The sequence below is a fragment of the Brachymonas denitrificans genome, assembly GCF_907163135.1.
In the GTDB taxonomy this organism is placed as follows: domain Bacteria; phylum Pseudomonadota; class Gammaproteobacteria; order Burkholderiales; family Burkholderiaceae_C; genus Brachymonas; species Brachymonas denitrificans_A.
On the sequence record NZ_CAJQUA010000001.1, the window covers coordinates 2425437 to 2451370 of the forward strand.

General features: G+C 66.7%; 27 protein-coding genes. 11 read left to right on the top strand and 16 right to left on the bottom strand.

Annotated elements, in window-relative coordinates:
* Nucleotides 1-63: 63 nt before the first annotated feature.
* Complete coding sequence (gene alr / locus KKQ75_RS11400; protein WP_213362295.1) at nucleotides 64-1182, bottom strand: alanine racemase; 1119 nt, start codon at nucleotides 1180-1182, stop codon at nucleotides 64-66.
* Between the two features lie 259 nt (nucleotides 1183-1441).
* Here alr and lplT point away from each other — a divergent pair, with 259 nt between their 5' ends.
* Together lplT and KKQ75_RS11410 are read left to right on the top strand one after the other, a co-directional pair.
* Nucleotides 1442-2731, top strand: coding sequence for a lysophospholipid transporter LplT (lplT, locus tag KKQ75_RS11405; RefSeq protein ID WP_213362297.1), 1290 nt, complete (start codon nucleotides 1442-1444; stop codon nucleotides 2729-2731).
* A gap of 52 nt (nucleotides 2732-2783) precedes the next feature.
* The gene (locus KKQ75_RS11410; protein ID WP_213362299.1) at nucleotides 2784-3686 is read left to right on the top strand and encodes a DMT family transporter; all 903 of its coding nucleotides are present in this window, start codon (nucleotides 2784-2786) and stop codon (nucleotides 3684-3686) included.
* 3 nt (nucleotides 3687-3689) lie between these two features.
* Here the strand turns inward: KKQ75_RS11410 and KKQ75_RS11415 are convergent, their stop codons facing one another.
* The 6 genes from KKQ75_RS11415 to fur all read right to left on the bottom strand — a co-directional run bounded on the left by KKQ75_RS11415 (nucleotide 3690) and on the right by fur (nucleotide 8266).
* Nucleotides 3690-3881, bottom strand: a complete 192-nt coding sequence (locus tag KKQ75_RS11415) for a hypothetical protein (protein WP_213362300.1) — start codon at nucleotides 3879-3881, stop codon at nucleotides 3690-3692.
* Nucleotides 3882-4238: 357 nt separating this feature from the next.
* The gene (gene glcF / locus KKQ75_RS11420; RefSeq protein ID WP_213362301.1) at nucleotides 4239-5495 is read right to left on the bottom strand and encodes a glycolate oxidase subunit GlcF; all 1257 of its coding nucleotides are present in this window, start codon (nucleotides 5493-5495) and stop codon (nucleotides 4239-4241) included.
* Nucleotides 5496-5499: 4 nt separating this feature from the next.
* The gene (locus KKQ75_RS11425) at nucleotides 5500-6216 is read right to left on the bottom strand and encodes an LrgB family protein (protein ID WP_213362302.1); all 717 of its coding nucleotides are present in this window, start codon (nucleotides 6214-6216) and stop codon (nucleotides 5500-5502) included.
* The gene (locus tag KKQ75_RS11430) at nucleotides 6209-6580 is read right to left on the bottom strand and encodes a CidA/LrgA family protein (RefSeq protein ID WP_213362303.1); all 372 of its coding nucleotides are present in this window, start codon (nucleotides 6578-6580) and stop codon (nucleotides 6209-6211) included. The genes KKQ75_RS11425 and KKQ75_RS11430 overlap by 8 nt, the downstream gene beginning before the upstream one ends.
* Nucleotides 6581-6591: 11 nt before the next feature.
* Nucleotides 6592-7743: a glycolate oxidase subunit GlcE gene (glcE, locus tag KKQ75_RS11435; protein ID WP_213362304.1), complete on the bottom strand. Its 1152-nt coding sequence runs from the start codon at nucleotides 7741-7743 to the stop codon at nucleotides 6592-6594.
* Between the two features lie 79 nt (nucleotides 7744-7822).
* Nucleotides 7823-8266: a ferric iron uptake transcriptional regulator gene (gene fur / locus KKQ75_RS11440; RefSeq protein ID WP_213362306.1), complete on the bottom strand. Its 444-nt coding sequence runs from the start codon at nucleotides 8264-8266 to the stop codon at nucleotides 7823-7825.
* A 160-nt stretch (nucleotides 8267-8426) separates the two neighbouring features.
* Here fur and KKQ75_RS11445 point away from each other — a divergent pair, with 160 nt between their 5' ends.
* The 4 genes from KKQ75_RS11445 to KKQ75_RS11460 are packed head-to-tail and all read left to right on the top strand — an operon-like array spanning nucleotide 8427 to nucleotide 11043.
* A complete protein-coding gene (locus KKQ75_RS11445; RefSeq protein WP_250131078.1) occupies nucleotides 8427-8957 on the top strand; it encodes an outer membrane protein assembly factor BamE in 531 nt (176 codons plus the stop codon).
* Between the two features lie 45 nt (nucleotides 8958-9002).
* Nucleotides 9003-9860, top strand: coding sequence for a 4-hydroxy-tetrahydrodipicolinate reductase (gene dapB, locus KKQ75_RS11450; protein WP_213362311.1), 858 nt, complete (start codon nucleotides 9003-9005; stop codon nucleotides 9858-9860).
* Complete coding sequence (locus tag KKQ75_RS11455; RefSeq protein WP_213362313.1) at nucleotides 9857-10600, top strand: MotA/TolQ/ExbB proton channel family protein; 744 nt, start codon at nucleotides 9857-9859, stop codon at nucleotides 10598-10600. The genes dapB and KKQ75_RS11455 overlap by 4 nt, the downstream gene beginning before the upstream one ends.
* A gap of 17 nt (nucleotides 10601-10617) precedes the next feature.
* Nucleotides 10618-11043 (top strand): ExbD/TolR family protein, encoded by a 426-nt coding sequence (locus KKQ75_RS11460; protein ID WP_213362314.1) that lies wholly within the window; start codon nucleotides 10618-10620, stop codon nucleotides 11041-11043.
* 67 nt (nucleotides 11044-11110) lie between these two features.
* Here the strand turns inward: KKQ75_RS11460 and KKQ75_RS11465 are convergent, their stop codons facing one another.
* The 4 genes from KKQ75_RS11465 to KKQ75_RS11480 form a co-directional block, all read right to left on the bottom strand.
* A complete protein-coding gene (locus KKQ75_RS11465; RefSeq protein WP_213362315.1) occupies nucleotides 11111-12100 on the bottom strand; it encodes a TauD/TfdA family dioxygenase in 990 nt (329 codons plus the stop codon).
* 134 nt (nucleotides 12101-12234) lie between these two features.
* On the bottom strand, nucleotides 12235-13593 hold the full coding sequence (gene gorA / locus KKQ75_RS11470) for a glutathione-disulfide reductase (RefSeq protein ID WP_213362316.1): 1359 nt from the start codon (nucleotides 13591-13593) through the stop codon (nucleotides 12235-12237).
* Between the two features lie 27 nt (nucleotides 13594-13620).
* Nucleotides 13621-13920: a HigA family addiction module antitoxin gene (locus KKQ75_RS11475; RefSeq protein ID WP_213362317.1), complete on the bottom strand. Its 300-nt coding sequence runs from the start codon at nucleotides 13918-13920 to the stop codon at nucleotides 13621-13623.
* Nucleotides 13921-13932: 12 nt separating this feature from the next.
* Nucleotides 13933-14214 carry a type II toxin-antitoxin system RelE/ParE family toxin gene (locus KKQ75_RS11480; protein WP_213362318.1) on the bottom strand — a complete coding sequence of 94 codons (282 nt, stop codon included), beginning with the start codon at nucleotides 14212-14214 and terminating at the stop codon, nucleotides 13933-13935.
* A 109-nt stretch (nucleotides 14215-14323) separates the two neighbouring features.
* Here KKQ75_RS11480 and leuS point away from each other — a divergent pair, with 109 nt between their 5' ends.
* Genes leuS through holA form a run of 3 tightly spaced genes read left to right on the top strand, consistent with a single transcriptional unit; the run spans nucleotide 14324 to nucleotide 18612 of the window.
* Nucleotides 14324-17029 carry a leucine--tRNA ligase gene (leuS, locus tag KKQ75_RS11485; protein WP_213362319.1) on the top strand — a complete coding sequence of 902 codons (2706 nt, stop codon included), beginning with the start codon at nucleotides 14324-14326 and terminating at the stop codon, nucleotides 17027-17029.
* A gap of 9 nt (nucleotides 17030-17038) precedes the next feature.
* Nucleotides 17039-17533, top strand: coding sequence for an LPS assembly lipoprotein LptE (gene lptE, locus KKQ75_RS11490; protein ID WP_213362321.1), 495 nt, complete (start codon nucleotides 17039-17041; stop codon nucleotides 17531-17533).
* Between the two features lie 8 nt (nucleotides 17534-17541).
* Nucleotides 17542-18612, top strand: a complete 1071-nt coding sequence (gene holA, locus KKQ75_RS11495) for a DNA polymerase III subunit delta (RefSeq protein ID WP_213362322.1) — start codon at nucleotides 17542-17544, stop codon at nucleotides 18610-18612.
* A gap of 40 nt (nucleotides 18613-18652) precedes the next feature.
* Here the strand turns inward: holA and KKQ75_RS11500 are convergent, their stop codons facing one another.
* Nucleotides 18653-20086 carry a mechanosensitive ion channel family protein gene (locus tag KKQ75_RS11500; protein ID WP_250131079.1) on the bottom strand — a complete coding sequence of 478 codons (1434 nt, stop codon included), beginning with the start codon at nucleotides 20084-20086 and terminating at the stop codon, nucleotides 18653-18655.
* Between the two features lie 164 nt (nucleotides 20087-20250).
* Between KKQ75_RS11500 and KKQ75_RS11505 the strand changes: the two genes are divergently transcribed.
* Nucleotides 20251-21513, top strand: a complete 1263-nt coding sequence (locus tag KKQ75_RS11505) for a glutamate-5-semialdehyde dehydrogenase (protein ID WP_434087731.1) — start codon at nucleotides 20251-20253, stop codon at nucleotides 21511-21513.
* 25 nt (nucleotides 21514-21538) lie between these two features.
* Here KKQ75_RS11505 and KKQ75_RS11510 read toward each other — a convergent pair whose 3' ends face one another.
* Together KKQ75_RS11510 and recA are read right to left on the bottom strand one after the other, a co-directional pair.
* Complete coding sequence (locus KKQ75_RS11510; RefSeq protein WP_213362324.1) at nucleotides 21539-22060, bottom strand: regulatory protein RecX; 522 nt, start codon at nucleotides 22058-22060, stop codon at nucleotides 21539-21541.
* A 101-nt stretch (nucleotides 22061-22161) separates the two neighbouring features.
* On the bottom strand, nucleotides 22162-23217 hold the full coding sequence (gene recA / locus KKQ75_RS11515; RefSeq protein WP_213362325.1) for a recombinase RecA: 1056 nt from the start codon (nucleotides 23215-23217) through the stop codon (nucleotides 22162-22164).
* Between the two features lie 228 nt (nucleotides 23218-23445).
* On the opposite strand from recA, the gene KKQ75_RS11520 reads away from it, so the two are divergent.
* Nucleotides 23446-23916: a MarR family winged helix-turn-helix transcriptional regulator gene (locus KKQ75_RS11520; RefSeq protein ID WP_213362326.1), complete on the top strand. Its 471-nt coding sequence runs from the start codon at nucleotides 23446-23448 to the stop codon at nucleotides 23914-23916.
* A 103-nt stretch (nucleotides 23917-24019) separates the two neighbouring features.
* Here KKQ75_RS11520 and KKQ75_RS11525 read toward each other — a convergent pair whose 3' ends face one another.
* Nucleotides 24020-24859, bottom strand: a complete 840-nt coding sequence (locus tag KKQ75_RS11525; RefSeq protein WP_213362327.1) for a transglutaminase-like domain-containing protein — start codon at nucleotides 24857-24859, stop codon at nucleotides 24020-24022.
* A 134-nt stretch (nucleotides 24860-24993) separates the two neighbouring features.
* A complete protein-coding gene (locus tag KKQ75_RS11530) occupies nucleotides 24994-25908 on the bottom strand; it encodes a LysR family transcriptional regulator (RefSeq protein WP_213362329.1) in 915 nt (304 codons plus the stop codon).
* Between the last annotated feature and the right edge of the window lie 26 nt (nucleotides 25909-25934).

The window sequence follows — 25934 nt, forward strand, 5'->3', positions numbered from 1 at the left end:
ACGGAGCCCTGTTGTGCGGGCTTTGCGCGTCTTGCCCCTGGAGGGCCCTGCCGCGATGCCGGTTTATTCCGCCACCGCGACCGGTACCCGCTGTGCCAGCGCGCACATCAGCTCGTAGCCCAGCGTCCCCGCACTGGCCGCCACCTCGTCGATCGGCAGTACGGCCCCGCAGGAAGCAGTGCCCCACAGCGTGACCTCCGTGCCGACTCCCACGGTGCAATCCGCCGGAATCGCCGTACTCTCCGGACTCAGATCCACCGCCAGCATGTCCATGCTCACGCGCCCCAGCGTGCGGCTGCGATGCCCCGCCACCAGCACCGGCGTTCCCGTCGGTGCCACGCGCGGATAGCCATCGGCATAGCCGCAGGCCACCACCCCGATGCGCATCGGCCGCTCGGCGGTGAAGATCGCGCCATAGCCCACTTGGTCGCCCGGCTGCAGTTCGCGCACGCTGATCAGCTCGCTGCGCAGGCTCATGGCCGGTTTCAGGTCCCAGTGGGCGATGGAGTGGTCCGGATAGTCCGGGCTGCTGCCATACAGCGCAATGCCCGGGCGCACCCAGTCGGTCTGCTCGGCCAGCGCCGGATGGCGCAGCAGCGCCGCGCTGTTGCACACGCTGCGCTCGCCCGGCAGTTCGGCCGTGGCGGTCTGGAACACCTGCAGGGCGGCTGCGATGCCCGGCACTGCCACATCGGCCGTGGCAAAGTGCGTCATCAGCCCGATATCGTCCACCTGCGGCAGCGCCTGCAGGCGCGCGTAGGCCGCGCGCAGGCGCTCGGACGCAAAGCCCAGCCGCTGCATGCCGCTGTTGAGCTTGAGGAACACCTTGTGTGGCTGCAGCGTCTTGTGGCCGGCCAGCATGTCGAGCTGCTCGTCGCTGTGCACCGTGTGCCACAGGCCCAGGCGCGAGCACAGTTCCAGATCGCGCGGGTCGAATACGCCCTCCAGCAGCAGGATCGGCCCGCGCCAGCCCAGCGCGCGGATACGCTCGGCCTCGGCCAGGTCCAGCAGCGCAAAGCCGTCGGCGCCGCGCAGGCCCTCGTAGGCGCGCTCGATGCCATGGCCGTAGGCATTGGCCTTGACCACGGCCCACACCTTGCTGTCGCCCGCCGCCTGGCGGCAGCGCTGCAGGTTGTGGCTCAGGGCATCGGTATGGATCAGGGCTTGAATCGGACGTGGCATGGCAACAGGCGGACAACGGGGAGAATGCTGCATTATCCGCCCCTGCAGCCACCGCTGCTGCCACACGTGAATTTCTGTGCGGCATCCGGAACTGCCATGCAAATAGCGGATACTATGGGCAGCCCCACAAGGGGATGGAGACGCAGTTTCCGGCCGGCCTACGTCCCGGCCGGCAATCCCATACGCACAGGATGCAGGCAGGACTGAGGTTGCCTTTGAGAGTTCAATCGATACCCGGCAGGATGGAGCAGACCCAGGCATGAAACGCGGCTTCTACACCATCATGGCCGCGCAATTCTTCAGTTCGCTGGCCGACAACGCGCTGTTCATCGGAGCGGTCGCCCTGCTCAAGAGCAGCGATGCCGCCGACTGGCAGAAGGCCGCGCTGGTGCCCATGTTCGCGCTGTTCTACGTGCTGCTGGCGCCGTTCGTGGGGGCCTTTGCCGACGCCCAGCCCAAAGGGCGCGTCATGTTCTACAGCAATGCCATCAAGGTGATCGGCTGCCTGATGATGCTGTTCGGCTCGCATCCGCTGCTGTCCTACGCCGTGGTGGGTCTTGGCGCGGCCGCATATTCGCCGGCCAAGTACGGCATCCTGACCGAACTGCTGCCACCCTCGCAACTGGTCAAGGCCAATGGCTGGATCGAAGGGCTCACCATTGCCTCCATCATCCTGGGCGTGCTGCTCGGCGGCCAGCTGATCGGGCCGCACATCGCCCCCTGGCTGCTGGCCGTGGACGTCCCCCTGATCGAGACCGGCATCGACACCCCGCCCGAGGCTGCCATCAGCGTGCTGGTGCTGATCTACGCCATCGCCGCCTGGATCAACACGCGCATTCCACTCACCGGCGTGGCCATGCGGCCGCTGCCGCGCAATCTGTTCTCGCTGCTGCCCGATTTCCGCAGCTGCAACCGTCGCCTGTGGGACGACAAGCTGGGCCAGATCTCGCTGGCCACCACCACGCTGTTCTGGGGCGTGAGCGGCAATCTGCGTTACATCGTGCTGGCCTGGGCCGCCGCAGCGCTCGGCTATGGCGTGACGCAGGCCTCCAGCCTGGTCGGTGTGGTGGCCATCGGCACTGCCGCCGGCGCGGTGATCGCCTCCATGCGCATGCGTCTGGACATGGCGCCCAAGGTGATGCCGCTGGGCACCATCATGGGCCTGCTGGTGATCTGCCTGATCTTCGTGCGCGACCTGTGGGTAGCCGTGCCTTTCCTGATCGTGCTGGGCGCCATTGGCGGTTTCATGGTGGTGCCGATGAATGCGCTGCTGCAGCACCGTGGCCACAATCTGATGGGCGCCGGCCGCTCCATCGCGGTGCAGAACTTCAACGAGCAGGCCTGTATCCTGGCCTTCGGCTTCCTCTACAGCCTGTCCACCAAGTGGGGGCTGACGGCCTTCGGTGCCATCACCGGCTTCGGTCTGATCGTGGCGACCACCATGTGGCTGATCCAGCGCTGGTACCGCAGCAATCTGCAGCGCTACCCAAAGGAAGTGGAAGCCCTGCTCACGCTGGCGCGCGAAGACAAGAGCCACCACCCCCACTAAGCATGCCCTTCTCCCCGTGTGCAGCCATGCGTGGCTGAAACTTCCCGTTCCCATGCGCCGCCATTCCCCCAGCCCGCTTCTTCCCTCCCTGGCGATTGCGCTCAATGCGCTGATCTGGGGGCTCTCGTGGTGGCCGCTGCACCAGTTGCAGGCGCGCGGCCTGCATCCGCTCTGGGCCACGGTGCTGATGTACAGCGTGCCGGTGCTGGCCATGCTGCTGTGGCGGCGCTGGCCGCTGAAGCTGCTGCTGGAGCGCGCCGACCTGTGGTGGCTGATGCTGGCCGCGGGGCTGACCAACACCTGCTTCAACTGGGCGGTGACGGTGGGCGACGTGATCCGCGTGGTGATCCTGTTCTACCTGATGCCGGTGTGGGCGGTGCTGCTGTCCTGGTGGTGGCTGGGCGAGCGGCCTACGCTGATGGCGGCGGTGCGCGTGGTGGTGGCGCTGGCGGGCGTGACGCTGGTGATGCAGCCCGAGGGCACGAACTGGGCCGACTGGCGCTTTCCGTGGCCGTCCAGCCTGGCCGATGTGCTGGCGCTGCTGGGCGGGCTGTTCTTTGCCGCCACCAATGTGCTGCTCAACCGCACGGCCGATACGCCGCCGGAATCGCGCGTCTATGCCATGTTCATCGGCGGCATTGTGCTGGGCACGGCCACCGCGGCCACGGCGCTGGCTACCGGGCAACTGGGGGTCTCGCCACTGCCGCCCCTGGCCTTTGGCTGGATGGCGCTGGTCGTCGTGTTCAGCATGGGTTTCGTCATCAGCAATACCGCGCTGCAATACGGTTCGGCGCGGTTGTCGGCGCACACCATGTCGCTGATCATGCTGCTGGAAGTGCTGTTTGCCGCCGTTTCAGCCGCCGCCATGGGCACGGCGCAACTGACGATGCAGGTCTTTGTGGGGGGTGCCCTGGTGATGTCGGCAGCGCTGATGGCGGCGATCAGCAGCCACTGAGACTCAGTCAGCCAGCGCCACGGCCTCTTCGCCCGCCAGATCCGGCGCGGCCAGACCTTGTGCAGCCATTGCGTGCAACGCACTGGCGCTGTGCCTGTCTTCGAGCGTCAGCCACAGATAGGTGAAGGCGCTTGCCAGCACGACGGCCAGATACAGCAGCAGGGAAGAGAGGGAGGAAGTACGGCGCAGTGGCATGACGGCACCTCGCTGGGCAGAGGCAGGGCAGGAGGACCCTGCCGGTCAGGACAGCCGCATGCTGCCCTGGGTGTCATGTTCGCCGTGATGGATGCGCCGGCGTGTCAGACCACAGCGCATCCGTGCGTCATCAGGCGCTGGCGGCCAGGGCCACGAACCAGGCGCTGGCCGTGGTGCGGAGGATCTTGCCGATGCGCGCATCAAGGGCGCGCGTGGTGGGTGCAAATGCAAGCGTGCGAAGTTTCATGGGGTCTCCAGATCAGGTGTGCCACAACGCTGGTGGCTTCGTTGGCCGGCATTGTATGAACGATGTATGGCAATCATGTGTCAGACAAACCCTGAGATACGCACAATGATTTACAAATCGGGCTGTCCTCCCAGTGCCGCATCCAGCACCTCGATCCAGTGGCGCACCGGCGTGGCTGTGCCCGATTGCAGATGCGTGATGCAGCCGATGTTGGAGGAAACGATCACGTCCCCGCGTCCCTGCAGCTGCCCCAGCTTGCGGTCGCGCAATTGCTGTGACAGTTCCGGTTGCGTTACCGAATAGGTGCCGGCCGAGCCGCAGCACAGGTGCGCCTCGCTGGCGGCGCGCTGCAGCGCGAAGCCCAGCCGCGGCAGCCAGGTTTCCACCGTATCGCGCACGCGCTGGCCATGCTGCAGCGTGCAGGGCGGGTGGTAGGCCAGCGAGCGCCCCCGGCCCAGGCCATCCGGGTGCGCGGCCAGCAGCGCTGGTGCCAGTTCCGGCAGCATTTCGCTCAGGTCGCGCAGCAGCGACGCCATGCGAGCGGCCTTGTCCGCATAGGCCGGATCATGGCGCAGCACATGGGCGCTTTCCTTCAGCATCAGTCCGCAGCCCGAGACGTTGCTGACGATGGCCTCCACACCGGCCTGCCCGTCACGACCCTCCACCAGCGGCCACCAGGCGTCGATCAGCGCGCGCAACTGGGCCCGGCCGCCGTCCTGGTCATTCATGTGAAAGCGCACCGCCCCGCAGCAGCCCTCGTTCGGCGCCAGCAGGGTCTGGATGCCGGCTGCATCGAGCACGCGCGCCGTGGCGGCGTTGATGCCGGGCTGCATGGCCGGCTGTACGCAGTTGGCATGCAGCAGGATCTTGCGTGCATGGTTGCGCACGGGCCAGTGGCCGGCCGGGCTGCGCTCGGGCACCTTGGCGCGCAGGCTGGCGGGCAGCAGGCCGCGCACCGTCTGGCCCAGGCGCATGGCCGGCGCAAACAGTGGCGAGGGCAGGCCTTCCTTCAGCGTCCAGCGCAGTGCGCGTTCGGCGGCCGGGCGCGGCACGCGCTCGTCCACGATCCTGCGGCCGATGTCGACCAGATGCCCGTACTGCACGCCGCTGGGGCAGGTGGTTTCGCAGTTGCGGCAGGTCAGGCAGCGGTCCAGGTGCAGTTGCGTGGCGCGGGTCGGCGTGCTGCCTTCCAGCACCTGCTTCATCAGGTAGATGCGGCCGCGCGGGCCGTCCAGCTCGTCGCCGAGCAGCTGGTAGGTGGGGCAGGTGGCGTTGCAGAAGCCGCAGTGCACGCACTTGCGCAGGATGGCTTCCGCCTCGCGGCCTTCGGGCGTGTTGGCAAATTCGGGCGCAAGCGTGGTCTGCATGGCGTCAGCGGAACAGGGTGTGGATCAGGGGGATGAGCAGCGAGCCGAGCAGGGCCTGCAGGCCCAGCGCCAGGCCGGCATAGGCGCCGGCCTCGGCATTGAGCTGCAGCGCCCGGGCGGTGCCGAAGCCGTGGGCCTGGGTGCCGAAGGCAAAGCCCTGCACCGGCCACTGGTGTTCGCCGATCAGCTTGAAGACATAGCTTCCGAGGATGGCGCCGATCAGGCCGGTGGTCAGCACGAAAACCGCGGCCAGTTCGGGAATGCCCTGGATGGATTGCGCAATGCCCATGGCCACCGGCGCCGTGATGGCCTTGGGTGCCAGCGACAGCAACACCGAGGGCGGCAGGCCGAGCAACCAGCCCATGCCGACGGCAGCGCCCGATCCCACCGCGCCGCCGATCACCGCCGCCAGCAGCAGCGGCCGGGCATGGCGCGCCAGTACCTCGCGCCGCACCCACAGCGGCCAGGCCAGCGCGACCACGGCCGGTCCGAGCAGGAAGTGGATGAACTGCGCGCCGGAAAAGTAGCGCGGATAGGGGGTTTTCGTGATCAGCAGCAGGGCGATCAGCGTGACCACCGACCACAGCACCGGATTCGCCCAGGGGTTGTAGTTGAGCCGGGTGTAGATGGTCACCGCGAGAATGTAGGCGCTGAGCGTGGCCGCCAGGCCGAACAGCGGCGTACTCGACAGATAGGTGAAGAAGGCGACGAAATCACTCATGGCCGTTCTCCGCGGAGGCCTTGGCAGACGGGCGCAGCAGCAGGCGCAGCACCCAGGCGGTGGCGGCCAGGCCCAGCAGCGTGGACAGCACCAGCACCAGCGCAATGCGTGCCCCGTACTCCTGCAGCAGGGGCAGCTGGCTCACCACGCCCACGCTGATCGGCACGAACAGCAGGGAGAGGTGCGACAGCAGGAATTCCGAGCAGACCTGCACCGGTTCGCGCAGCGGCTTCCAGGCCAGGCAGGGCAGCAGCAGGATCATGCCGATCACGGGCGCCGGCAGGGACAGGTGCAGCAGGCGCGCGATCATCTCGCCGGCGCCCTGCAGGATCAGCAGGATGGTGAAGCCTTGCAGGCCTTTCATGTGCGGCCCCATCAGAATGCCTGGCCGTCGGCAAAAACGCCATGCGGATCGAAGGCCTGTTTCAGGCCCTGGTGGATGCGCTGCAGGGTAGCCGGCAGCGGCGCCTGGCGGGGCAGGCTGGCCGTGGCGATGTCACCGCTGCCCGCATGGCTTGCCGGCAACTGCCACAGCATGGCGTGGCCGCCGGCCGAATCGGCCAGGGCGTGCAGGGCGGTGGCCTGCCGTGCGTCGCAGGGAGCCCACAGCCAGCGCTGGCCGCCATGCCATTCGACCAGCGTGGGCCAGACATGGGCGAAGGCCGGTGTCACCTGCGGCACGGACAGGCGCCACAGGCCCCAGTCCGGCTGCGGTGGCCGGGCAAAGAAATCGAGCAGCTGGTCGCGGCAGGCAGTCCAGCCGTCGCGGGCGGCGTCGGCCTGCACCAGCGTGGCGCCATGCTGCCCGGTCATCATGCGCACGGCAGCGTCCACGGCGGCGCGGGCACCGCGCAGGCGCAGATGCAGGCAGGGGCCGTGTTCCAGCTGTTGCCAGCGGCTGGCATCCAGCGGCAGCGGCTGCGCGCCCCAGGTGTGGAGCAGGTCCAGCGCCTGCTGTTGCGGCAGGGCAAAGGCCAGCGTCGCCTCGGCCGGCGCCAGCGGCAGCACCTTGAGGGAGATTTCGGTCAGCACGGCCAGATTGCCCCAGGAGCCGGCCAGCAGGCGGCTGATGTCATAGCCGGCCACGTTCTTCATGACCTGGCCGCCGAAGGTGAGTGCTTCGCCCTTGCCGTTGAGCGCCTGCACGCCCAGCACGAAATCGCGCAGCGCGCCGGCACTGGCGCGGGCCGGACCGCTCAGGCCGCTGGCAACAGCGCCGCCCAGCGTACCGGCGAGGCTGCTCCCCAGCCGGGGCGGCTCGAAGGCCAGAGCCTGCCCATGCTGCGCCAGCGCCGCTTCCACCTCGGCGAGCGGGGTGCCGGCGCGTGCCGTCAGCACCAGTTCGCCGGGTTCATGGCTGAGGATGCCGCTGTGTCCGCGCGTGTCGAGCGGGGCGGCAGCGGGCGTTGCCGGACACAGGCTGTCCTTGCTGCCACCGCCGCGGATGCGCAGGGTGGCGCCATCGGCCACGGCCGCCAGGATGCGATCGCGCAGCGCGTTCAGGGAGGGTTCGGGAAGCTGGGCCATGCCGCAATGCTAAGCCAGAGCGGCCTTGGCAGCAGCAGGGACTTTCGTGAATTTTTCAGACAGCGGCCGTGAGCGCGGCTCAGCTGCCCTTCTTCTCGGCGGCGTTGGGGCAGTCTGCCTTGCGGCAGTGGGCGTACAGGCTCAGCGCATGGTCGGCCAGCTCGAAGCCGCGCTCGCGGGCAATCACGTTCTGGCGCTGCTCGATCTTGGGATCGAAGAACTCCTCGACATGGCCGCAGTCGAGGCAGACCAGATGGTCGTGGTGTTCGCCCTGGTTGAGTTCGTACACGGCCTTGCCGTTGTCGAAGCTGTTGCGCGTGAGCAGGCCGGCCTGCTCGAATTGGGTGAGCACGCGGTACACGGTGGCCAGGCCGATGTCGGAGCCTTCCGTCATCAGCTGGCGGAACACGTCCTCGGCGCTCATGTGGCGCTGCTGGGTGGTCTGGAAGATCTCCAGGATCTTCAGGCGCGGCCCGGTGGCTTTCAGGCCCGTGCTCTTGATTTCTTCGATGTTGCTGTCCATGCGAGCTGCTGCGGAGGGTTCGGGGGCTGACGGGATGCCGGCGGAGGCGGGAAGCGGCAAAATGCTGTAACAGCAGCATGCCTGCACCCGGGGGCGCACCCGCTACAATGTTCCGCAGGCCGAACCGCCATCATATTACTTTCCTTCAGGACGGATGACCATGCCCGCACAAAACCCTGCACGCCTTCCCCGCCGCTGGCTCACCGCTGCCTCCGCCATTGCGCTGGGCACGGCCCTGCTGGCCGGGTGCGCTGTCTACAAACCCGAAGTGCTGCAGGGCAACTTCGTCTCGCGCGAGCAGGTTTCGGTGCTGCAGCCCGGCATGAGCCGCGAGCAGGTGCGCCAGGTGCTGGGCACTCCGCTGCTGACCGACATGTTCCGCGCCAACCGCTGGGATTACGTGTTTACCGCGCAGCACCGCAAGGGCGTGGAGCCGCAGAAATACGCCGTCGCCGTGTTCTTCGAGGGCGATGCCCTGGCCCGCATCGAGGGTGCCGAGAACCTGCCCAGCGAAGCCGAGTTTGTCGAGCGCATGAGCGACGGCAAGGTCTACAAGCCGCGCAACCTCGAGGCCTCGTCCGACAAGCTGCAGAGCTTCACCGACAGCCAGAAGGCCAAGGCCAAGGCCAAGCCGCAGCCCGAATTGCCGGCCGCACCGTCCACCACCAGCTATCCGGCCCTGCCGCAGTAAACACCCCCATGGGCTGGCATGGCCGGCCTTTTCTTGCCGTATTCCATGACTCCTTCCGATTCTCCTTCTTACGTGGCGGCTGTTCCGCATCGCGTGGCCATTGCCGGTGCCAGTGGCCGCATGGGCCACATGCTGATCGAGGCCGTGCAGGCGGCCGATGACTGCGTGCTCAGCGGTGCGCTCGACCACGCCACTTCCGCCGCGCTCGGCCTGGATGCCAGCGCCTTCACCGGCAAGCTGGCCAACGTGACCATCACGGCCGATCTGGCCCAGGGCCTGCAGGGAGCGGACGCGCTGATCGACTTCACCCGGCCGGAAGGCACCATGGCGCACCTGGCAGCCTGCCGCGCCGCCAAGGTGAACCTGGTGATCGGCACCACCGGCTTCAGCGACGCGCAGAAGGCGCAGATCGCCGAAGCGGCCAGGGACATCGCCATCGTATTCGCGCCCAACATGAGCGTGGGCGTGAACGTCACCCTCAAGCTGCTGGAAATGGCAGCCAAGGCGCTGGACACCGGCTATGACATCGAGGTGATCGAGGCGCACCACCGCCACAAGGTGGACGCTCCGAGCGGCACCGCGCTCAAGATGGGCGAGGTGATTGCCGAGGCCATCGGCCGCGACCTGAAGGAATGCGCGGTGTACGAGCGCTATGGCCACACCGGGGAGCGCGATCCGTCCACCATCGGTTTCTCCACCATCCGCGGGGGCGATATCGTGGGCGACCACACCGTGCTGTTTGCCGGCACCGGCGAGCGCATCGAGATCAGCCACAAATCCAGCAACCGTGCCGGCTATGCCCAGGGCAGCCTGCGCGCGGTGCGCTTCCTGGCCGGCAAGACCAGCGGCCTGTACGACATGTTCGACGTGCTGGGCCTGGAAAAGACCGGCCGCAAGGCATGAATCTGGCCACCCTCTGGGCGCAGAGCGACGGGCTTGGCCGCGGCGTGATGCTGCTGTTGCTGGCGATGTCGGTGCTGTCCTGGATGGTGATTGTCTACAAGGCCTGGCTGCTGGGGCGAGCACGCCGCAGCGTCGAGGGCGGGCTGGCGGGCTATTGGCGCGCCGGGGTTGCTCCGGATGCGGGGCAGGCTGCCCTGCTGCAGGCGGATCGCCTGCAGCTGCTGCAGCCGCTGCATGGCGCCATTGCGCAATTGAACGCCGTGATCGAGGGGGGCGCTGCAGCAGCGCCTGCTGGCTCGCTGGATGGTGATGCAGCCGCCCTGGCAGTACAGCCGGTGCATCCGGCAGACAGGCAAGCACGCACCGGCTCCGTGCGTCAAGCCCATCTCACCCGCCTGCTGCGCGACGCGCTGCAGCAATCCACTCGGCAGCTGCAATGGGGCCAGATCCTGCTGGCCACGGTCGGCTCCACGGCGCCTTTCGTCGGGCTGCTGGGCACGGTCTGGGGTATCTACCACGCGCTGACCGGCCTGACCGGCGGCGGCGCCATCAGTATCAACCAGGTGGCCGGCCCGGTGGGCGAGGCGCTGATCATGACGGCCTTCGGCCTGATGGTGGCGATTCCGGCCGTGGTAGCCTACAACATCTTCGGGCGCCTGATCGGCTCGCTGGTGGAGCGGCTGGACGGCTTTGCGCACGATCTGCTGGCGCTGCATGGCGGCGCCCAGCGCAGCTCCTGAGCCGCCACGGAGCATCCATGTCCCTGGGCCGCTTCGACACTTCCAGCCGCGACAAGCCGATGAGCGAGATCAACATGACGCCGCTGGTGGACGTGATGCTGGTGCTGGTGGCCATTCTGATCATTACTGCGCCGCTGCTGGCCAGCCGCATTGCGCTGGACTTGCCCAAAGCCGATGGCACCACGCAGGCGCAGCCGCAGGTCGCGGCCTTGCGCATTGCCTTGCAGGCTGATGGAGCGCTTTTTCTGGATGACCAGCCCCTGAGCCGCGAGGCCTTGGCGCAGCGCCTGCAGCAGGCCGCCCAGGCCAATCCCGAGACGGAGGTGCAGCTGCGCGCTGACGCCAGCGTGCCCTACGGGCAGGTGGTGCAGGTGATGGGAGTCGCGCAACAAGCAGGGCTGAACCGGATTGGCTTTGTGGCGCTGCCGCAGCAGCAAAAATGATGCTGTCACCCGCAGCCAGCCATGAAAATGGGGGCCACGCCCCCATGCCATCCGATTCCGCCCAGGCTCAGGCCGCCTGCAAGGCTTCCGGCTCCGGAAAACCGTTGCGGCCGGGGAAATCCGGCGAATGCGCGCGCGCATTGGGCATTTCCAGCCACAGGCGCAGCAGCTTGCGGCGCTGGGCCGGATCCTCGTAATCCTCGAAACCGGTGCGTGAGTGCAGCACGGCGTTGTTGTTGGCCAGCTGCAGGTCGCCCGGCTCCAGCATCATGTCCAGCCGGTTGGCCGGGTCGTTCAGCACGGAATCGAACACGTCCAGCGCCTCGATCTCGACGCGCGACAGCGGCAGGCCCATGATCTCGTGGCCCAGGTGGATGTACTGGCGCAGGTAGCGGCAGCTCAGCTTGCCTTCGTGGTAGCTGAACAGGGCGGTCAGGGCCGGGTCGGGCTGGCACAGGTGGGCCATGTACCAGCGCTTGTAATACAGGCCCAGATGCTCGCGGTGCTCGGCCAGGATCTGGTTGTACACCGCCGCCGTGCTGACCAGGCTGGACAGGCCGCCCTCGCGCGCCTTGCGCACGCACATCAGGCCGACCACGTCCGAGGGATCGGTGTGGTAGGGCAGATAGAGGTTGGTTTCGTAGACGCGCGTGTGCTTGTCCTTGATATCGCCCACGGCCTCGACGTTGCCGAGCAGGTCGCCGCGCGGGTTCTGGCGCACCGGGCGGCCCAGGTGCAGGCCGATGCCGTAGGTGAGTATCTGGAAATCCTCGTCGCTGTAACGCTCGGCCGGCAGGCCGCGCACCACCAGGAAGCCCAGGCCGTTTTCCAGCTCCTCGGACCAGCGTCGCATCTCGGCCGCCAGCGACTCGATCGGGAAGTCGGCCTTGCCGAAATCCGGAAAACGCAGGCCGCGGGCCTTGACGCTGACCAGCGCTGCGTCGAGCGTGGCGATGGCTTCGGGCGACAGGCGGTAGACCCAGGCATCACTGTTGGCCAGGTCGGCGGCTTTCCAGGCGGAGGGGCCGGTGATGGGTTGGGTGAGGATCAGGCTCATGGGGATCTCCAGACGGGCAGGCATGGATCACCACGGCGCTGCGGGGCAGCCGGGTGCATGCATTGTTTTTTGGTTGAGCGCCGATGCGCGGCGGGCAGCTCCGGGCTGCCGCTGCGCACATTAGCACAGGAGTATTATGCGCCTACGCGCCGTGCCGGTTCGCGCATCAGCACGAATTCTTCCGCAGCGCTCGGATGCAGTGCAATGGTGCGGTCGAAGTCGGCCTTGGTGGCGCCGCAGGTGACGGCGACGGCCAGGCTCTGGATGATCTCGGGGGCATCGGCCCCTATCATGTGCAGGCCCAGCACCTTGCCGGTGTTCGCGTCAGCGAGCAGCTTCATGTAGCTGCGCGTGTGACCGTCGACGAAGGCGTCCTTCATCGGGCGGAAATCGCTCACGTAGACATCCACCGGGCCCTGCTTGGCCGCTTCTTCCTCCGTCAGTCCGACGGTGCCGATCGGGGGCAGGGTGAACACGGCGCTGGCGACCAGGCTGTGGTCGATCTGGCGCGGATGGTTGCCGAACTCGGTTTCGGCAAAGGCGCGGCCTTCGGCAATCGCCACCGGGGTGAGGTTGACGCGGTCGGTCACGTCGCCCACGGCCCAGATATGGTCGGCGCTGGTCTTGCTGAAGGCATCGACCTCGATGGCGCCTTTCTGGTTGAGCTGTACGCCGACCGATTCCAGGCCCAGGTCCTGCACGTTCGGGTGGCGGCCGGTGGCGTTGAGTGCGGCGGCCGCGCGCACGCTGCTGCCATCGGCGCGGTGCAGCACGAAGCCGTCGCCATCGCGCTCCAGGCGCTCCAGGCCGACGCCGGCATGCAGCGTCACGCCGGCCTGCTGCAGGGCACCGGCCACGCGCACGCGCAGGTCGTGGTCGAAGCCGCGCAGCGGCAATTCGTTGCGATAGGCCAGGTGCACCTGCGCGCCCAGACGCGCCATGATGCTGGCAAACTCCAGCGCGATGAAGCCGCCGCCGATGACCAGCAGGCTGTCCGGCACGCTCTGCAGGTCCAGCAGGGCGCTGGAGTCCATGGCATGCTCCAGACCGGGAATCGCATGGCTGGATGAGGCGCCGCCGGCCGCGATCAGGATGCGTTCGGCCGTGTGGCGCTGGCCGTTGATCTCCACCGTATGCGGTGCCACGATGCGCGCATGGCCGCGCACCAATTCCACCTTGGCATTGGCCAGCATGGTGCTGTAAATGCCTTCCAGCCGGTCGATTTCCTTCGCCTTGGTGGCGGCCCAGCGGCCCATGTCGAAGCTGGCCTCGCCAAAGTCCCAGCCGTAGCCGCGCGCGTCCTGCAGCTGGTCGGCAAAGCCGGCGGCGTACATCATCAGCTTCTTGGGCACGCAGCCGCGAATCACGCAGGTGCCGCCCACGCGGCTGGCCTCGGCAATCAGCACGCGGGCGCCGAGGGCAGCTGCACGGCGGGAAGCGGCAACACCGCCGGAGCCGGCGCCGATGGTAATCAGGTCGTAGTCATGGGGCATGGGAAAGATTCCGGGTGGGATGGGGGTTCAGGCGGTCAGCGGGGCTACTTCGCGTGCGATAACTGCGGCACTGGCGGATTCGGCCACACGCAGGTCGTACATGGTCTGCAGATTGAGCCAGCTTTGCGCATCGCCGCCAAAAAATCGCGTCAGGCGCAGGGCGGTGTCGGCGCTGATGCCGCGGCGTTCCAGCACGATGTCATTGATGCGGCTGGCCGGCACATGCAGATGGCGCGCCAGGGCGTTGGCACTCATGCCCAGCGGCTTGAGATAGTCTTCGCGCAGGATTTCGCCGGGATGGATGGGGCGCATGCCGTTCTTGATCATGGAGGACTCCTTTCAGTGGTAATCGACAATTTCCACGTCCTGCGGACCTTGCGGCCCCCAGACGAAGCAGACTCGCCACTGTCCGTTGATGCGGATGCTGTGCTGTCCGGCGCGGTCGCCCTGCAGGACTTCAAGACGGTTGCCGGGGGGTGCCCGCAGCGATTCAAGCGAAACGGCTGCCTCCAGTTGCACCAGCTTTCGTTCGGCCACTGCAAGAAGGTTGGCAAAACGTCTGGATTTTCCCGTTTCGAACAGGGCCTGTGTGTCTGCGCATCGGAAATTGACAATCGGCATTGGGATATTTTATACCGTTTACCGGTAATAGGTAAATATCGTTTGCCGAAATTGGGGGGTTCCGGCAAATCCGTGCCGCTTGAGTGCATGCGCCAGCTAAAATTGCCGCATGCAAGACACCTACCAGCCCAATGCCGTAGAGGCCGCCGTGCAAGCCGCCTGGGGCGCGGCCGATGCCTACCGCGTCACCGAGACCGCCGACAAGCCCCATTTCTACGCCTGTTCCATGCTGCCGTATCCCAGCGGCAAGCTGCACATGGGCCATGTGCGCAACTACACCATCAACGACATGCTCACGCGCCACCTGCGCATGAAGGGCTTCAACGTGCTGATGCCGATGGGCTGGGATGCCTTCGGCCTGCCGGCCGAGAATGCGGCACTCAAGAACGGCGTGCCACCGGCCAAGTGGACCTACGAGAACATCGCCTACATGAAAAAGCAGATGCAGGCGATGGGTCTGGCGATCGACTGGAGCCGCGAAGTGGCCACCTGCGATGCCGATTACTACAAGTGGAACCAGTGGCTGTTCCTGAAGATGCTCGAAAAGGGCATCGCCTACCGCAAGACCCAGGTCGTGAACTGGGACCCGGTGGACATGACGGTGCTGGCCAACGAGCAGGTGATCGACGGCCGCGGCTGGCGCACCGGTGCGCTGGTCGAGAAGAAGGAAATCCCCGGCTACTACCTGAAGATCACCGACTACGCGCAGGAATTGCTGGACCACGTGCAGGTCGGCAACCCCAAGGCCACGCTAGAGGGCTGGCCCGAGCGCGTGCGCCTGATGCAGGAAAACTGGATCGGCAAGAGCGAAGGCGTGCGCTTTGCCTTCACGCACGCCATCGCGGGCGATGATGGCCAGTTGATCGGCGACGGCCGCATGTACGTGTTCACCACGCGCGCCGACACCATCATGGGCGTGACCTTCTGTGCCGTGGCGGCCGAACACCCGCTGGCGCAGCACGCGGCGCGCGGCAATCCTGAACTGGCCGCCTTTATCGAGAAGTGCAAGCAGGGCGGCACCACCGAGGCCGAACTGGCGCTCAAGGAGAAGGAAGGCATGCCCACCGGCCTGACGGTGACGCACCCGATCACCGGCGAGGCGATTCCGCTCTGGGTCGGCAATTACGTGCTGATGGGCTATGGCGACGGCGCCGTGATGGGCGTGCCGGCGCACGACGAGCGCGACTTTGCCTTCGCCCTCAAATACGGCATCCCGATCAAGCAAGTGATCCTGGTCGAGGGCGAGCCGCATTTCGACTTCCAGCAGTGGCAGGACTGGTATGCCGACAAGGAGCGCGGTGTCACCATCAATTCCTCCGACTTCAGCGGCATGGGCCACAAGCAAGCGGTGCAGGCCGTGGCCAAGGCGCTGCAGGACAAGGGCCTGGGCGAACTCAAGACCACCTGGCGCCTGCGCGACTGGGGCGTGAGCCGCCAGCGCTACTGGGGCACGCCGATCCCGATCATCCACTGCGAGGAGCACGGCCCGGTGCCGGTGCCCGAGAAGGATCTGCCCGTGGTGCTGCCGCAGGACTGCATCCCCGACGGCTCCGGCAACCCGCTGCACAAGCACGAGGGCTTCCACGCCGGCGTGACCTGCCCGATCTGCGGCAAGCCGGCGCGGCGCGAAACCGACACCATGGACACCTTCGTGGACAGCTCCTGGTACTTCATGCGCTACACCTGCGCCGGCAACGACCAGCAGATGGTCGATGCCCGCACCAATTACTGGATGCCGATGGACCAGTACATCGGCGGCATCGAGCATGCCATTCTGCACCTGCTGTACGCGCGTTTCTGGACCAAGGTGATGCGCGACCTGGGCCTGGTGGAGTGCGACGAGCCCTTCAAGCGCCTGCTGACGCAGGGCATGGTGCTGAACCACATCTACAGCCGCCGCACCGCCAAGGGCGGCAAGGAATACTTCTGGCCGGCCGACGTGGAGCATGTGCTGGACGATGCCGGCAAGGTGGTCGGCGCCAAGCTGAACAAGGCCGTGCCCAGCGCCGACGGCGAACTGCCGGCCGGTACCGTGATCGACTACGAGGGCGTGGGCACCATGTCCAAATCCAAGAACAACGGCGTCGATCCGCAGGAGCTGATCGAGAAATACGGCGCGGATACCGCGCGCCTGTACACCATGTTCACCTCGCCGCCCGAAGCCACGCTGGAGTGGAACGATGCGGCGGTGGAGGGCAGCTACCGTTTCCTGCGTCGCGTCTGGGGCTTTGCCGCCAAGCATGCGGCAGCGCTGCAGGCCGGCTTTGCCGTGGACCGCGGCGCCGACGGCAAGGCGCCGGTGGCGTTCAGCGCTGCAGCCAAGCAGCTGCGCTACGAGCTGCACACCACGCTCAAGCAGGCCAACTACGACTACGAGCGCATGCAGTACAACACGGTGGTCTCTGCCGTGATGAAGATGCTCAACACGCTGGAAAGCGCCAAGCTCTCCGGCAGCGCCGAAGACAGCGCGGCGCTGGCCGAAGGCTTCTCCATCCTGCTGCGCGTGCTGTATCCGGTGTGCCCGCACATCACCAGCCACCTGTGGGACGAGCTGGGCTACGGCACCCGCTGCGGCACGCTGCTCGATGTGGCCTGGCCGGAAGTGGATGATGGCGCGCTGGTGCAGGACGAGGTCGAACTGATGCTGCAGATCAACGGCAAGCTGCGCGGCAGCATCCGCGTGCCGGCCGGTGCCGACAAGGCGGCCATCGAGGCTGCGGCGCTGGCCAGCGAAGGTTTTGCCAAGCATGCCGCAGGCGCCACGCCGAAGAAGGTGGTGGTGGTGCCGGGCCGTCTGGTCAACGTGGTGGTGTAAGGAGCGGGCATGCAGCGCAGGCAGATGCTTTCCCTGGGGCTGGCGGCAGGCACTGGCCTGCTGGCCGGTGGTTGCGGCTTTCGCCTGCGTGGTACCGGCGTGCAGCTGCCGTTCCGCTCGGTGCATGTGCAGGGCGGCAGCGGCCCGCTGCTGACGCAGCTGCGCCGTACGCTGGCCGGCTACGCCACCGTGGTGGACGAGCCGGCGGCGGCCGAAGCGGTGCTGCACGTGCTGTCCGAGCGCCAGGAACAGGCCTCGGTGGTGCTGAGCACCAGCGGCAAGGTGCGCGAGGTGCAGCTGCGCCAGTATGTCGATTTCTCGCTGACCGACAATACCGGCGCCACGCTGATAGCGCAGACGCCTCTGCGTCTGGTGCGCGACGTCAGCTACAACGAGAGCGAGGCGCTGTCGAAGGAGGCCGAGTTCGAGCTGCTGTATCGCGACATGCGCATCGATGCCGTGCAGCAGATCATCCGCCGCATCTCGGCGGCCAGGCCCCGCTGATCGCCCGCATGCAAGTCAGTGCAGATCAATTGCCGGCGCAGCTGAAGAACGGCGTGCGCCCGCTGTACGTGGTGCATGGCAACGAGCCGCTGTTGGTACAGGAGGCGGTGGATGCCATCCGTGCCGCTGCGCGCACACAGGGCTTTTCCGAGCGCAGCTCGCATACCGTGACGGGCGTGGGCTTCGACTGGGGCGGCGTGCTCGCGGCCACGCAGTCGCTCAGCCTGTTTGCCGAACGCCAGATCGTCGAAATCCATATCCCCAGTGGCAAGCCGGGCAAGGACGGCAGCCAGGCGCTGCAGCAAATTGCCGAAGGCAGCGCCGGCAACGACGCGCTGCTGGTGATCGTGACGCTGCCGCGGCTGGACAAGGCCACGAAGAGCAGCGGCTGGTTCGTGGCGCTGGAAGGCCATGGCGTGTCGATCCCGGTCGAGACCGTGGAACGCCAGTTGCTGCCGCGCTGGATTGCCGCGCGCCTGCGCCTGCAGGGCCAGCATGTGGCGCCCGGTGCCGAAGGGGAACACGCGCTGCGTTTCTTTGCCGACCGGGTGGAAGGCAATCTGCTGGCGGCACACCAGGAAATCCAGAAGCTGGGCCTGCTCTATCCGCATGGCGAGCTGAGTGCCGAGCAGATCGAGGCGGCGGTGCTGAACGTGGCGCGCTATGACGTGTTCAAGCTGAGCGAGGCGGTGCTGGCCGGGCAGCTGGAGCGTACGCAGCGCATGCTCGACGGCCTGCAGGCCGAGGGCGAAAGCGAGGTGCTGGTGCACTACACGCTGGCCGAGGACATCCGCGCGCTCAAACGCGTGCGCGATGCGCTCGATGCCGGCAAGCCGTTGCCCATGGCCTTGCGGGAGCAGCGTGTGTGGGGCATGCGCGAGCGCCTGTTCGAGCGCGTGGTGCCGCGGATGAGCGGTACGGCCTTGAACGGCCTGCTGCATGCGGCGCATGTGGTCGACGGCATCGTCAAGGGCATCAAGGTGCCGGATTGGCCGGCGGACAGCTGGCAGGCTCTGCACCAGCTGGCCTTCATGCTGTGCCGGCAGGCCGTGGTGACGCAGCAGGCGGGGCGGCGCTAACAGCTGTTGCACAGCCGCGCCGGCGGCTCGGGGCTCGTGGTCAGGGGTTTGCGCCAGTCTGGCCCGGCGGCACTGCGGGAGCTGGAGCGGATGCGGCCGTGCCCGCGCTGGCCGCATCGGGCGACCCTGGATCGGGTATCGGGCGGGCGCTTGAGGCCGGTGCGGCCGGAATGCCGGCACCTTGCATCATCGTCCGGAAATCATGCCCCGACGGCTGCTGGAACACGCGCAGCCCGAACTCCGGCAGCACCGACAGCAGATGATCGAACAGGTCGCCCTGGATGGTTTCGTATTCCTGCCAGTTGGTGGTGGCGCTGAAGCAGTAGATCTGCACCTGCACGCCCTCCGGGCTGGTGCCGGCGGTGTTGACGATCTGTGTCATGTCCTGCCGGATATCGGGGTGCTGCTCCAGATAGGCCGAGACATAGGCGCGGAAGCAGCCCAGATTGGTGAGCTGGCGGAGGTTGAGCGGCAGTGCCGCCGCTTCGGGGGAAAGCTTCTGCAGGCGTGCGGCATTGGTATCGGCCAGGGCCTGGCGCTTTTTCTGCAGATAGGGCTGCAGCAGCGCGATCCGCTCCAGCCGCGTGATCTCCTCGGGGTGGAGGAAGTGCACCGAGGTGGCATCGAGCGACAGCGTGCGCTTGATGCGGCGCGCGCCGGCCTCGCTCATGCCGCGCCAGTTGCGGTAGCTTTCGCTCATCAGGCGCCAGGTGGGGATGGTGGTGATGGTCTTGTCCCAGTTCTGCACCTTGACGGCGTGCAGCGCCATGTCCACCACCTGGCCGTCGGCGCCCACCTGCGGCATCTCGATCCAATCGCCCGCGCGCAGCATGTCGTTGCTGGAGAGCTGCACGCCGGCGGTGAACGAGAGGATGGTGTCCTTGAAGACGAGCATCAGCACCGCCGACAGCGCGCCGAGACCGGACAGCAGCAGCAGCGGCGAGCGGTTGGTGAGCTCGGCGGCCATGATGATCAGGCCGCCCAGGATCACCATCAACTTGGCCAGCTGGATGTAGCTCTTGATCGAGAGCTGCTGGCGCGGCGAGTGGCGCAGGAACACGGTCTGGTGCTTGAGCGTGGCGTCCAGGTAGGCCAGGATCACGCGCACCACGCAGAAGACCGCGTAGGCCGACAGCAGGTTGTAGAGGACGATGGTGGCGAGGCCATGCGGCTTGGGCAGGCTGAGCAGGCCAAGCTGGATCAGCAGCGGCGAAACCACGCGGGCCGAGCGGCGCAGCACGGCGCTGTCGAACAGGATGTCGAGCCAGGCCGGGCTGCCGGTGCGCAGCATGTGCTTGCGGACCTGCATCAGGCCGAATTCGAGGGCGGTGCGCACCAGCCCGGCCAGCACGAACAGGGCGGCAATGATGCCGGCCACGCGCGCCCAGGCGGGCCAGTCGGGCGGCAGCCAGCCGAGGGCTTCGAGCATGGCGCCCCGCAAGGGGTCCCTGACTTGTTCCGGGAGGTTGGGCATCAGTTTGTTGGAATAGGGGTCGGATCCGGGCCAGTTGCCGGATGCCCGCAATGGCGCAAACATGCGGGGGAGCTTATCATGGAGGTTTGCACGGCGCATGACCTTGCCCGGCCGGATGTTATTCGAACTGTAAATCCATGAGCACCCAAGACGTGAACGAACTGATGCAGCAGATGGGCGAACGTGCCCGCGCGGCTGCTACGGCCATGGCGCGCGCCAGCGCGGCCAGCAAGAACCAGGCGCTGCGCGAACTGGCGCGCCTGCTGGGCGAAGCCGGCCCGGCGCTGGATGCCGCCAATGCGCAGGACATCGCCCGCGCCGAAGCCGCCGGCCTGAGCGCACCGATGGTGGACCGCCTGCGCCTGGGCGCCAAGGTGGTGGCCACGCTGCAGGAAGGCTGCCTGCAGCTGGCGGCCATGCCGGACGTGATCGGCACCATTCAGGGCCTGCAGGAGCAGCCCAGCGGCATCCGCGTGGGGCAGATGCGCGTGCCGATTGGCGTGTTCGGCATGATCTTCGAGAGCCGCCCGAACGTGACCATCGAGGCCGCCAGCCTGAGCATCAAGAGCGGCAACGCCTGCATCCTGCGCGGCGGCAGCGAGGCGATCGAATCGAACAAGGCACTGGCGGCCATCGTGCAGCAGGCGCTGGCATCGGCCGGCCTGCCCGGGGATGCGGTGCAGCTGGTGCCCACCACCGACCGTGCCGCCGTCGGCCGCCTGATCGCCATGCCCGAGTATGTGGACGTGATCATCCCGCGTGGCGGCAAGGGTCTGATCGAGCGCATCAGCGCCGAGGCCAAGGTGCCGGTGATCAAGCACCTGGACGGCAACTGCCATACCTATGTGGACGATCCCTGCGATCTGGACATGGCGGTGAAGCTGGCCGACAACGCCAAGACGCAGAAGTACAGCCCCTGCAACGCGACCGAGAGCCTGCTGGTGGCGCAGGGCGTGGCCGAGGCCTTCCTGCCGCGCATCGGCAAAATCTACCGGGACAAGGGCGTGGAAATGCGCTGTGATGCGGCTTCGCGCGCGATTCTGGCGGGCCATGCGGATACCCGCGATGCGCAACTGGTGGAGGCGACCGAGGAAGACTGGTCCACCGAATACCTGGCGCCCATCATCAGCATCCGGGTGGTGGCCGGGCTGGACGAGGCGATTGCGCACATCAACCGTTATTCCTCGCAGCACACCGAAGCCATTGTCACGACCGACCACATCCATGCCCAGCGCTTTTTGCGCGAGGTGGACAGTAGCAGCGTGATGGTGAACGCCAGCACGCGCTTTGCCGATGGCTTTGAGTATGGTCTGGGTGCCGAGATCGGCATCAGCACCGACAAATTCCATGCGCGTGGCCCGGTGGGCATCGAGGGGCTGACCTCGCTCAAATATGTGGTGCTGGGGCAGGGTGAGGTGCGGAGCTGACCGCGAGGCGTTTGCGCGGGCCGGGTTATTCGTCCGGATTGCCGCGTACCACCTGATGCACGACTGCTGAGCTGAAGCCCCGGCTGGCAAGGAAGCGCATCTGTTTGAGCCGCTCCTGCTGGGAAGCGGCCACGGAGCCGAACTTGCGCTGCCAGATTTCGCGGGCGCGTTCCAGCTCGCTGCCGGGCACGGCTTCCATGGCCTGCTCGATGGCGCTGGCGTCCAGGCCTTTTTGCCGCAGTTCCTGCTGGATACGGCTGTTGCCCAGCTTGCCGGCACGGCGATGGATCAGCGCTTCTGCCGCACGCTGGTCGTCGAGAAAGCCCTTGGCTTCCATGGCGTCGAGGGCTTCGGCGATGGCGCTGGCCTGATCGACCTGCTGCATTTCGGCGTCAAGCGGCGCCGCCTCTGCTTCCTCCTCCCTCGCGGAGCGCTCCCGCAGCCATTGGGCCAGCTTGCGCTCCATTTCCGCACGCGTGTAGTCGCGTGCGGCGAGCAGCTGCAGGGCCTTGCCCTTGAGTGTGATCGGAGCGGGAATGCGGGACATGGCAGGGAGAGAGTCAAGCAATAGCGAGGCCAGTGCCGGTGAGACGCCGGAAGGGGCAAGCCCCTCCGGCATCGTGCCTATCGTGCCTAGCGTCAATCCGCTCAGGCCGCGCTGCCGGCTTCTTCCGCCACGGGGGCGCCCTTGGCCGGCATGGTGGCAATGCCCAGCTGGGTGCGCACCTTGTTCTCGATCTCGCGCGCCAGATCGGGGTTTTCCTTCAGGAATTCGCGTGTGTTGTCGCGGCCCTGGCCGATCTTCTCGCCGTTGTAGGAGTACCAGGCGCCGGCCTTGTCGACGATCTTGGCGTTGACGCCCATGTCGATGATTTCGCCTTCGCGCGAGATGCCGGTGCCGTACAGGATGTCGAAGTAGGCTTCCTTGAACGGGGGCGCCACCTTGTTCTTGACGACCTTGACCTTGGTTTCGCTGCCCACCACTTCGTCGCCCTTCTTGATGGTGCCGACACGGCGGATGTCCAGGCGCACGGAGGAATAGAACTTGAGCGCGTTGCCACCGGTGGTGGTTTCGGGCGAGCCGAACATCACGCCAATCTTCATGCGGATCTGGTTGATGAAGATGACGGTGCAGTTGGTTTTCTTGATGGTGGCGGTGAGCTTGCGCAGGGCCTGGCTCATCAGGCGGGCCTGCAGGCCGGGCAGCTGGTCGCCCATGTCGCCTTCGATTTCGGCCTTGGGCGTGAGTGCTGCCACGGAGTCGACCACGATCAGGTCGACCGCGCCGCTGCGCACCAGACTGTCGACGATCTCGAGCGCCTGTTCGCCGGTGTCGGGCTGGCTGATCAGCAGGTCGGGAAGGTTGATGCCCAGCTTTTGCGCGTACTGCACGTCGAGTGCGTGCTCGGCATCGACAAAGGCGCAGGTGCCGCCGGTTTTCTGCATTTCGGCGATGACCTGCAGCGTGAGCGTGGTCTTGCCGGAGGATTCCGGACCGTAGATCTCGATCACGCGGCCGCGCGGAAGACCGCCGACGCCAAGCGCAACGTCCAGGCCGAGCGAGCCGGTGCTGACGGTCTGGATGTCTTCGATCGCCTCGCCTTCGCCCAGGCGCATGATGGTGCCCTTGCCGAACTGCTTTTCGATCTGGGCCAGGGCCGCTTGCAGGGCCTTGGCTTTTTCTGCTTGATCAATCGTGCTCATGCGTTTCTCCTAGAACTTGTGATTTAATGGTTGTGCATACAGCCTGTATGCTTGAGCAGGAGTATAGGGCAGAGTAAATTGAAACTCACAGGATATTTGGTCAGTCTGCATGACTAAAATTGGAAGGGTGCCGACTGCCGTGTTCTGACGGTGCCCGCCCAGCCGGTCGCTGCACACGCAGCGAAGGGCGCACAGACGGATCGGCCGGCACAATCACGAGGAGCAACGATGGCAACAGCACGGGACGACTGGCGCGGCGCGCATCTGGGGCGGCTGCTGGGAGAGGCGATGCGCCGCTTCGACGAGCGCGTGCTGGAACTGATGGCACATGATCCGGAAGTGCCGCTTGCGCTGTCCAATCTGGCGGCGCGCCAGCAGGTGAGTGCTGCGCACATCCACATCACGCGCCATCTGGCGCTGCAGGGCAGCCGCCTGACCGAACTGGCCGAAGCGGCCGGCATGCGCAAGCAGGCGATGGCGGCGCTGGTGGACCAGTGCGAGGCGTGGGGCATCGTGCGGCGCGAGGCCGACCCCTTGGACGGGCGGGCACGGCGCATCCTGTTCACGGAGGCGGGACTGGGCTGGCTGCACGGTTTCGAGCGGGCGGTGGCGCGTGCCGAAAGCGAGTTTGACGAGTCGGTCGGCGAGCAGGTGGCTGCGGTGGTACGGTTGGGGCTGGAGGTATATGCCATGCCCTGATGCCGTTTTGCAGGGTTCCGGAACTTTCGAGCGCAGTTGCCAGCCAGCGCGGCCAAATTGCGGTCGGCTGGCGTTGGCGAGTGCTTGTTTGCAGAAAGGGGATTCAGCTAATCGTCGTGGCGTTCTCTCGCACTTCCTCGGTTACCACCTCAAAGCGCTTCAGTTCACTTGGCCCGAAGCCCATGGTGATCGGCACGTCTGCCGCATCGCGGCCATAGCCGAGCACGATGCGCCCGATGCGGGGCGTGTTGTGGCGGGCATCGAAGGTATGCCAGCCGCCTTCCAGATACACCTCGAACCAGGCGCTGAAGTCCATCGGATAGGGTGCAGCGGGCACGCCGATATCGCCCAGATAGCCCGTCGCATAGCGTGCCGGGATGTTCATGCAGCGGCACAGCGCCACGGCCATGTGCGCAAAGTCGCGACAGACGCCCGTGCCTTCCTGCCAGCCCTGCGATGCGGTGCGCGTGGCACAGGCTGCCTGGTAGTTGAACGTCAGGTGATGGTGCACGTAATCGCAAATGGCCTGCACGCGCGCCCAGCCGCTGGGCGCTGCGCCGAACTGGTCCCAGGCGAACTGCATCAGGCTGCCCTCGAAATCGCAATAGCGGCTGGGCAAGAGGAACTGCAGGACCTCATGCGGCAATTCTTGCAGCTCCAGCTGGCGGGCCTGCGGGTGCTGTGGATCGGGCTGGCCGCTGTCGTGCACCAGCGCCGCGCCGTGCAGGCGGATTTCTTCAAGGCCGGCTGGAACGGTGATGCGGCTGCAGCGGTTGCCGAAGCAGTCCAGGTAATGCGACACGTCAAGAGCGGGTTCGACCGAAAAATGTTCGGTGCGGGACTGGATGTCGTGGGCGCGGGAGGGGTGGATTTGCAGCAGCGAGAGGACCTGGGTGGGCGCGGCTACGGTCAGGATGATGTCGAATCCGGTCTGAATCAGCATGTTGATGGAGCAGTGGTAAGGGGCGCCGCCGAAACGGGGCGCAATGCATTCACTGTAGGCGGCTGACGGGCGCGGACCGGCCGGTGCAGGGCGTCGCGGCGTGTAGGACTGGGGCCAAACCTCTCGCGCAGCGCTCAGCCTGCACCATCCACATGGTGCCACCACTGCGCCAGCACCAGTTCGCGCAGCCAGCGATTGGCTGGATCCTCATCCAGATGCCGGTGCCAGTACAGATACAGCGCCAGCGGTGGCAGGTCCAGCGGCAGCGGCTGGATGTCGAGCGCCAGCGTGCGCGCCACCACCTGTGCGTAGCTGTGCGGCATGGTCAGCCACAGCGTGCCTGCCGCCACCACTTCGCAGGCGGCAAAGTAGTGCTGGCAGCGCAGCGCAATCGGGCGCTGCAGATTGCGGCGATGCAGCGCCATGTCTTCCACCGTGGGCCCGCTCTGGCGCGAGGAAACTGCCACATGCTGCGCCTGCAGGTATTGCTGCAGCGCGGGCGCTGTGTGCAGCCGGCCCCGAGCCGCCACCACCACCAGGGTATCCTCGCCCACGCGCTGGCGCAGGATGCCGTCCGGCAGGGGCAGATCCACGTCCAGCGCCAGATCGATGCGTCCGGCGGCCAGCTCCGCTGCAAGCTCCTGCCGTGCCGGAGCCACCACCTGCAGGCTGACCTGCGGCGCCAGTGTGGCAAGCTGCTGCATCAGCCCCGGCAGCACGGTCGATTCCAGCACGGAACGCAAGGCCAGCCGGAAGCTGCGCTCGGCGCTGGCCGGCTCGAACTGGCTGCCTTGCTGCAGCCCCTGTTCCAGCAGGTGCAGCGCCTGCTGTACCGGCCCGATCAGGCTGCGTGCCAAGGGCGTGGGCACCATGGTGTGCCCCTGGCGCACGAACAGCGCATCCCCCAGCCGCTCGCGCAGCCGGCCCAGCGCGTGGCTGAGCGCGGGTTGCGACAGATGCAGGCGCCGGGCGGCGCGGGTGAGGTTGCCTTCGCTGTAGATGGTGCGAAACACCAGAAACAGGTTGAGGTCGAGGCGATCAAGATGCATGGTATGAATAGTTTGCCATCAAAACA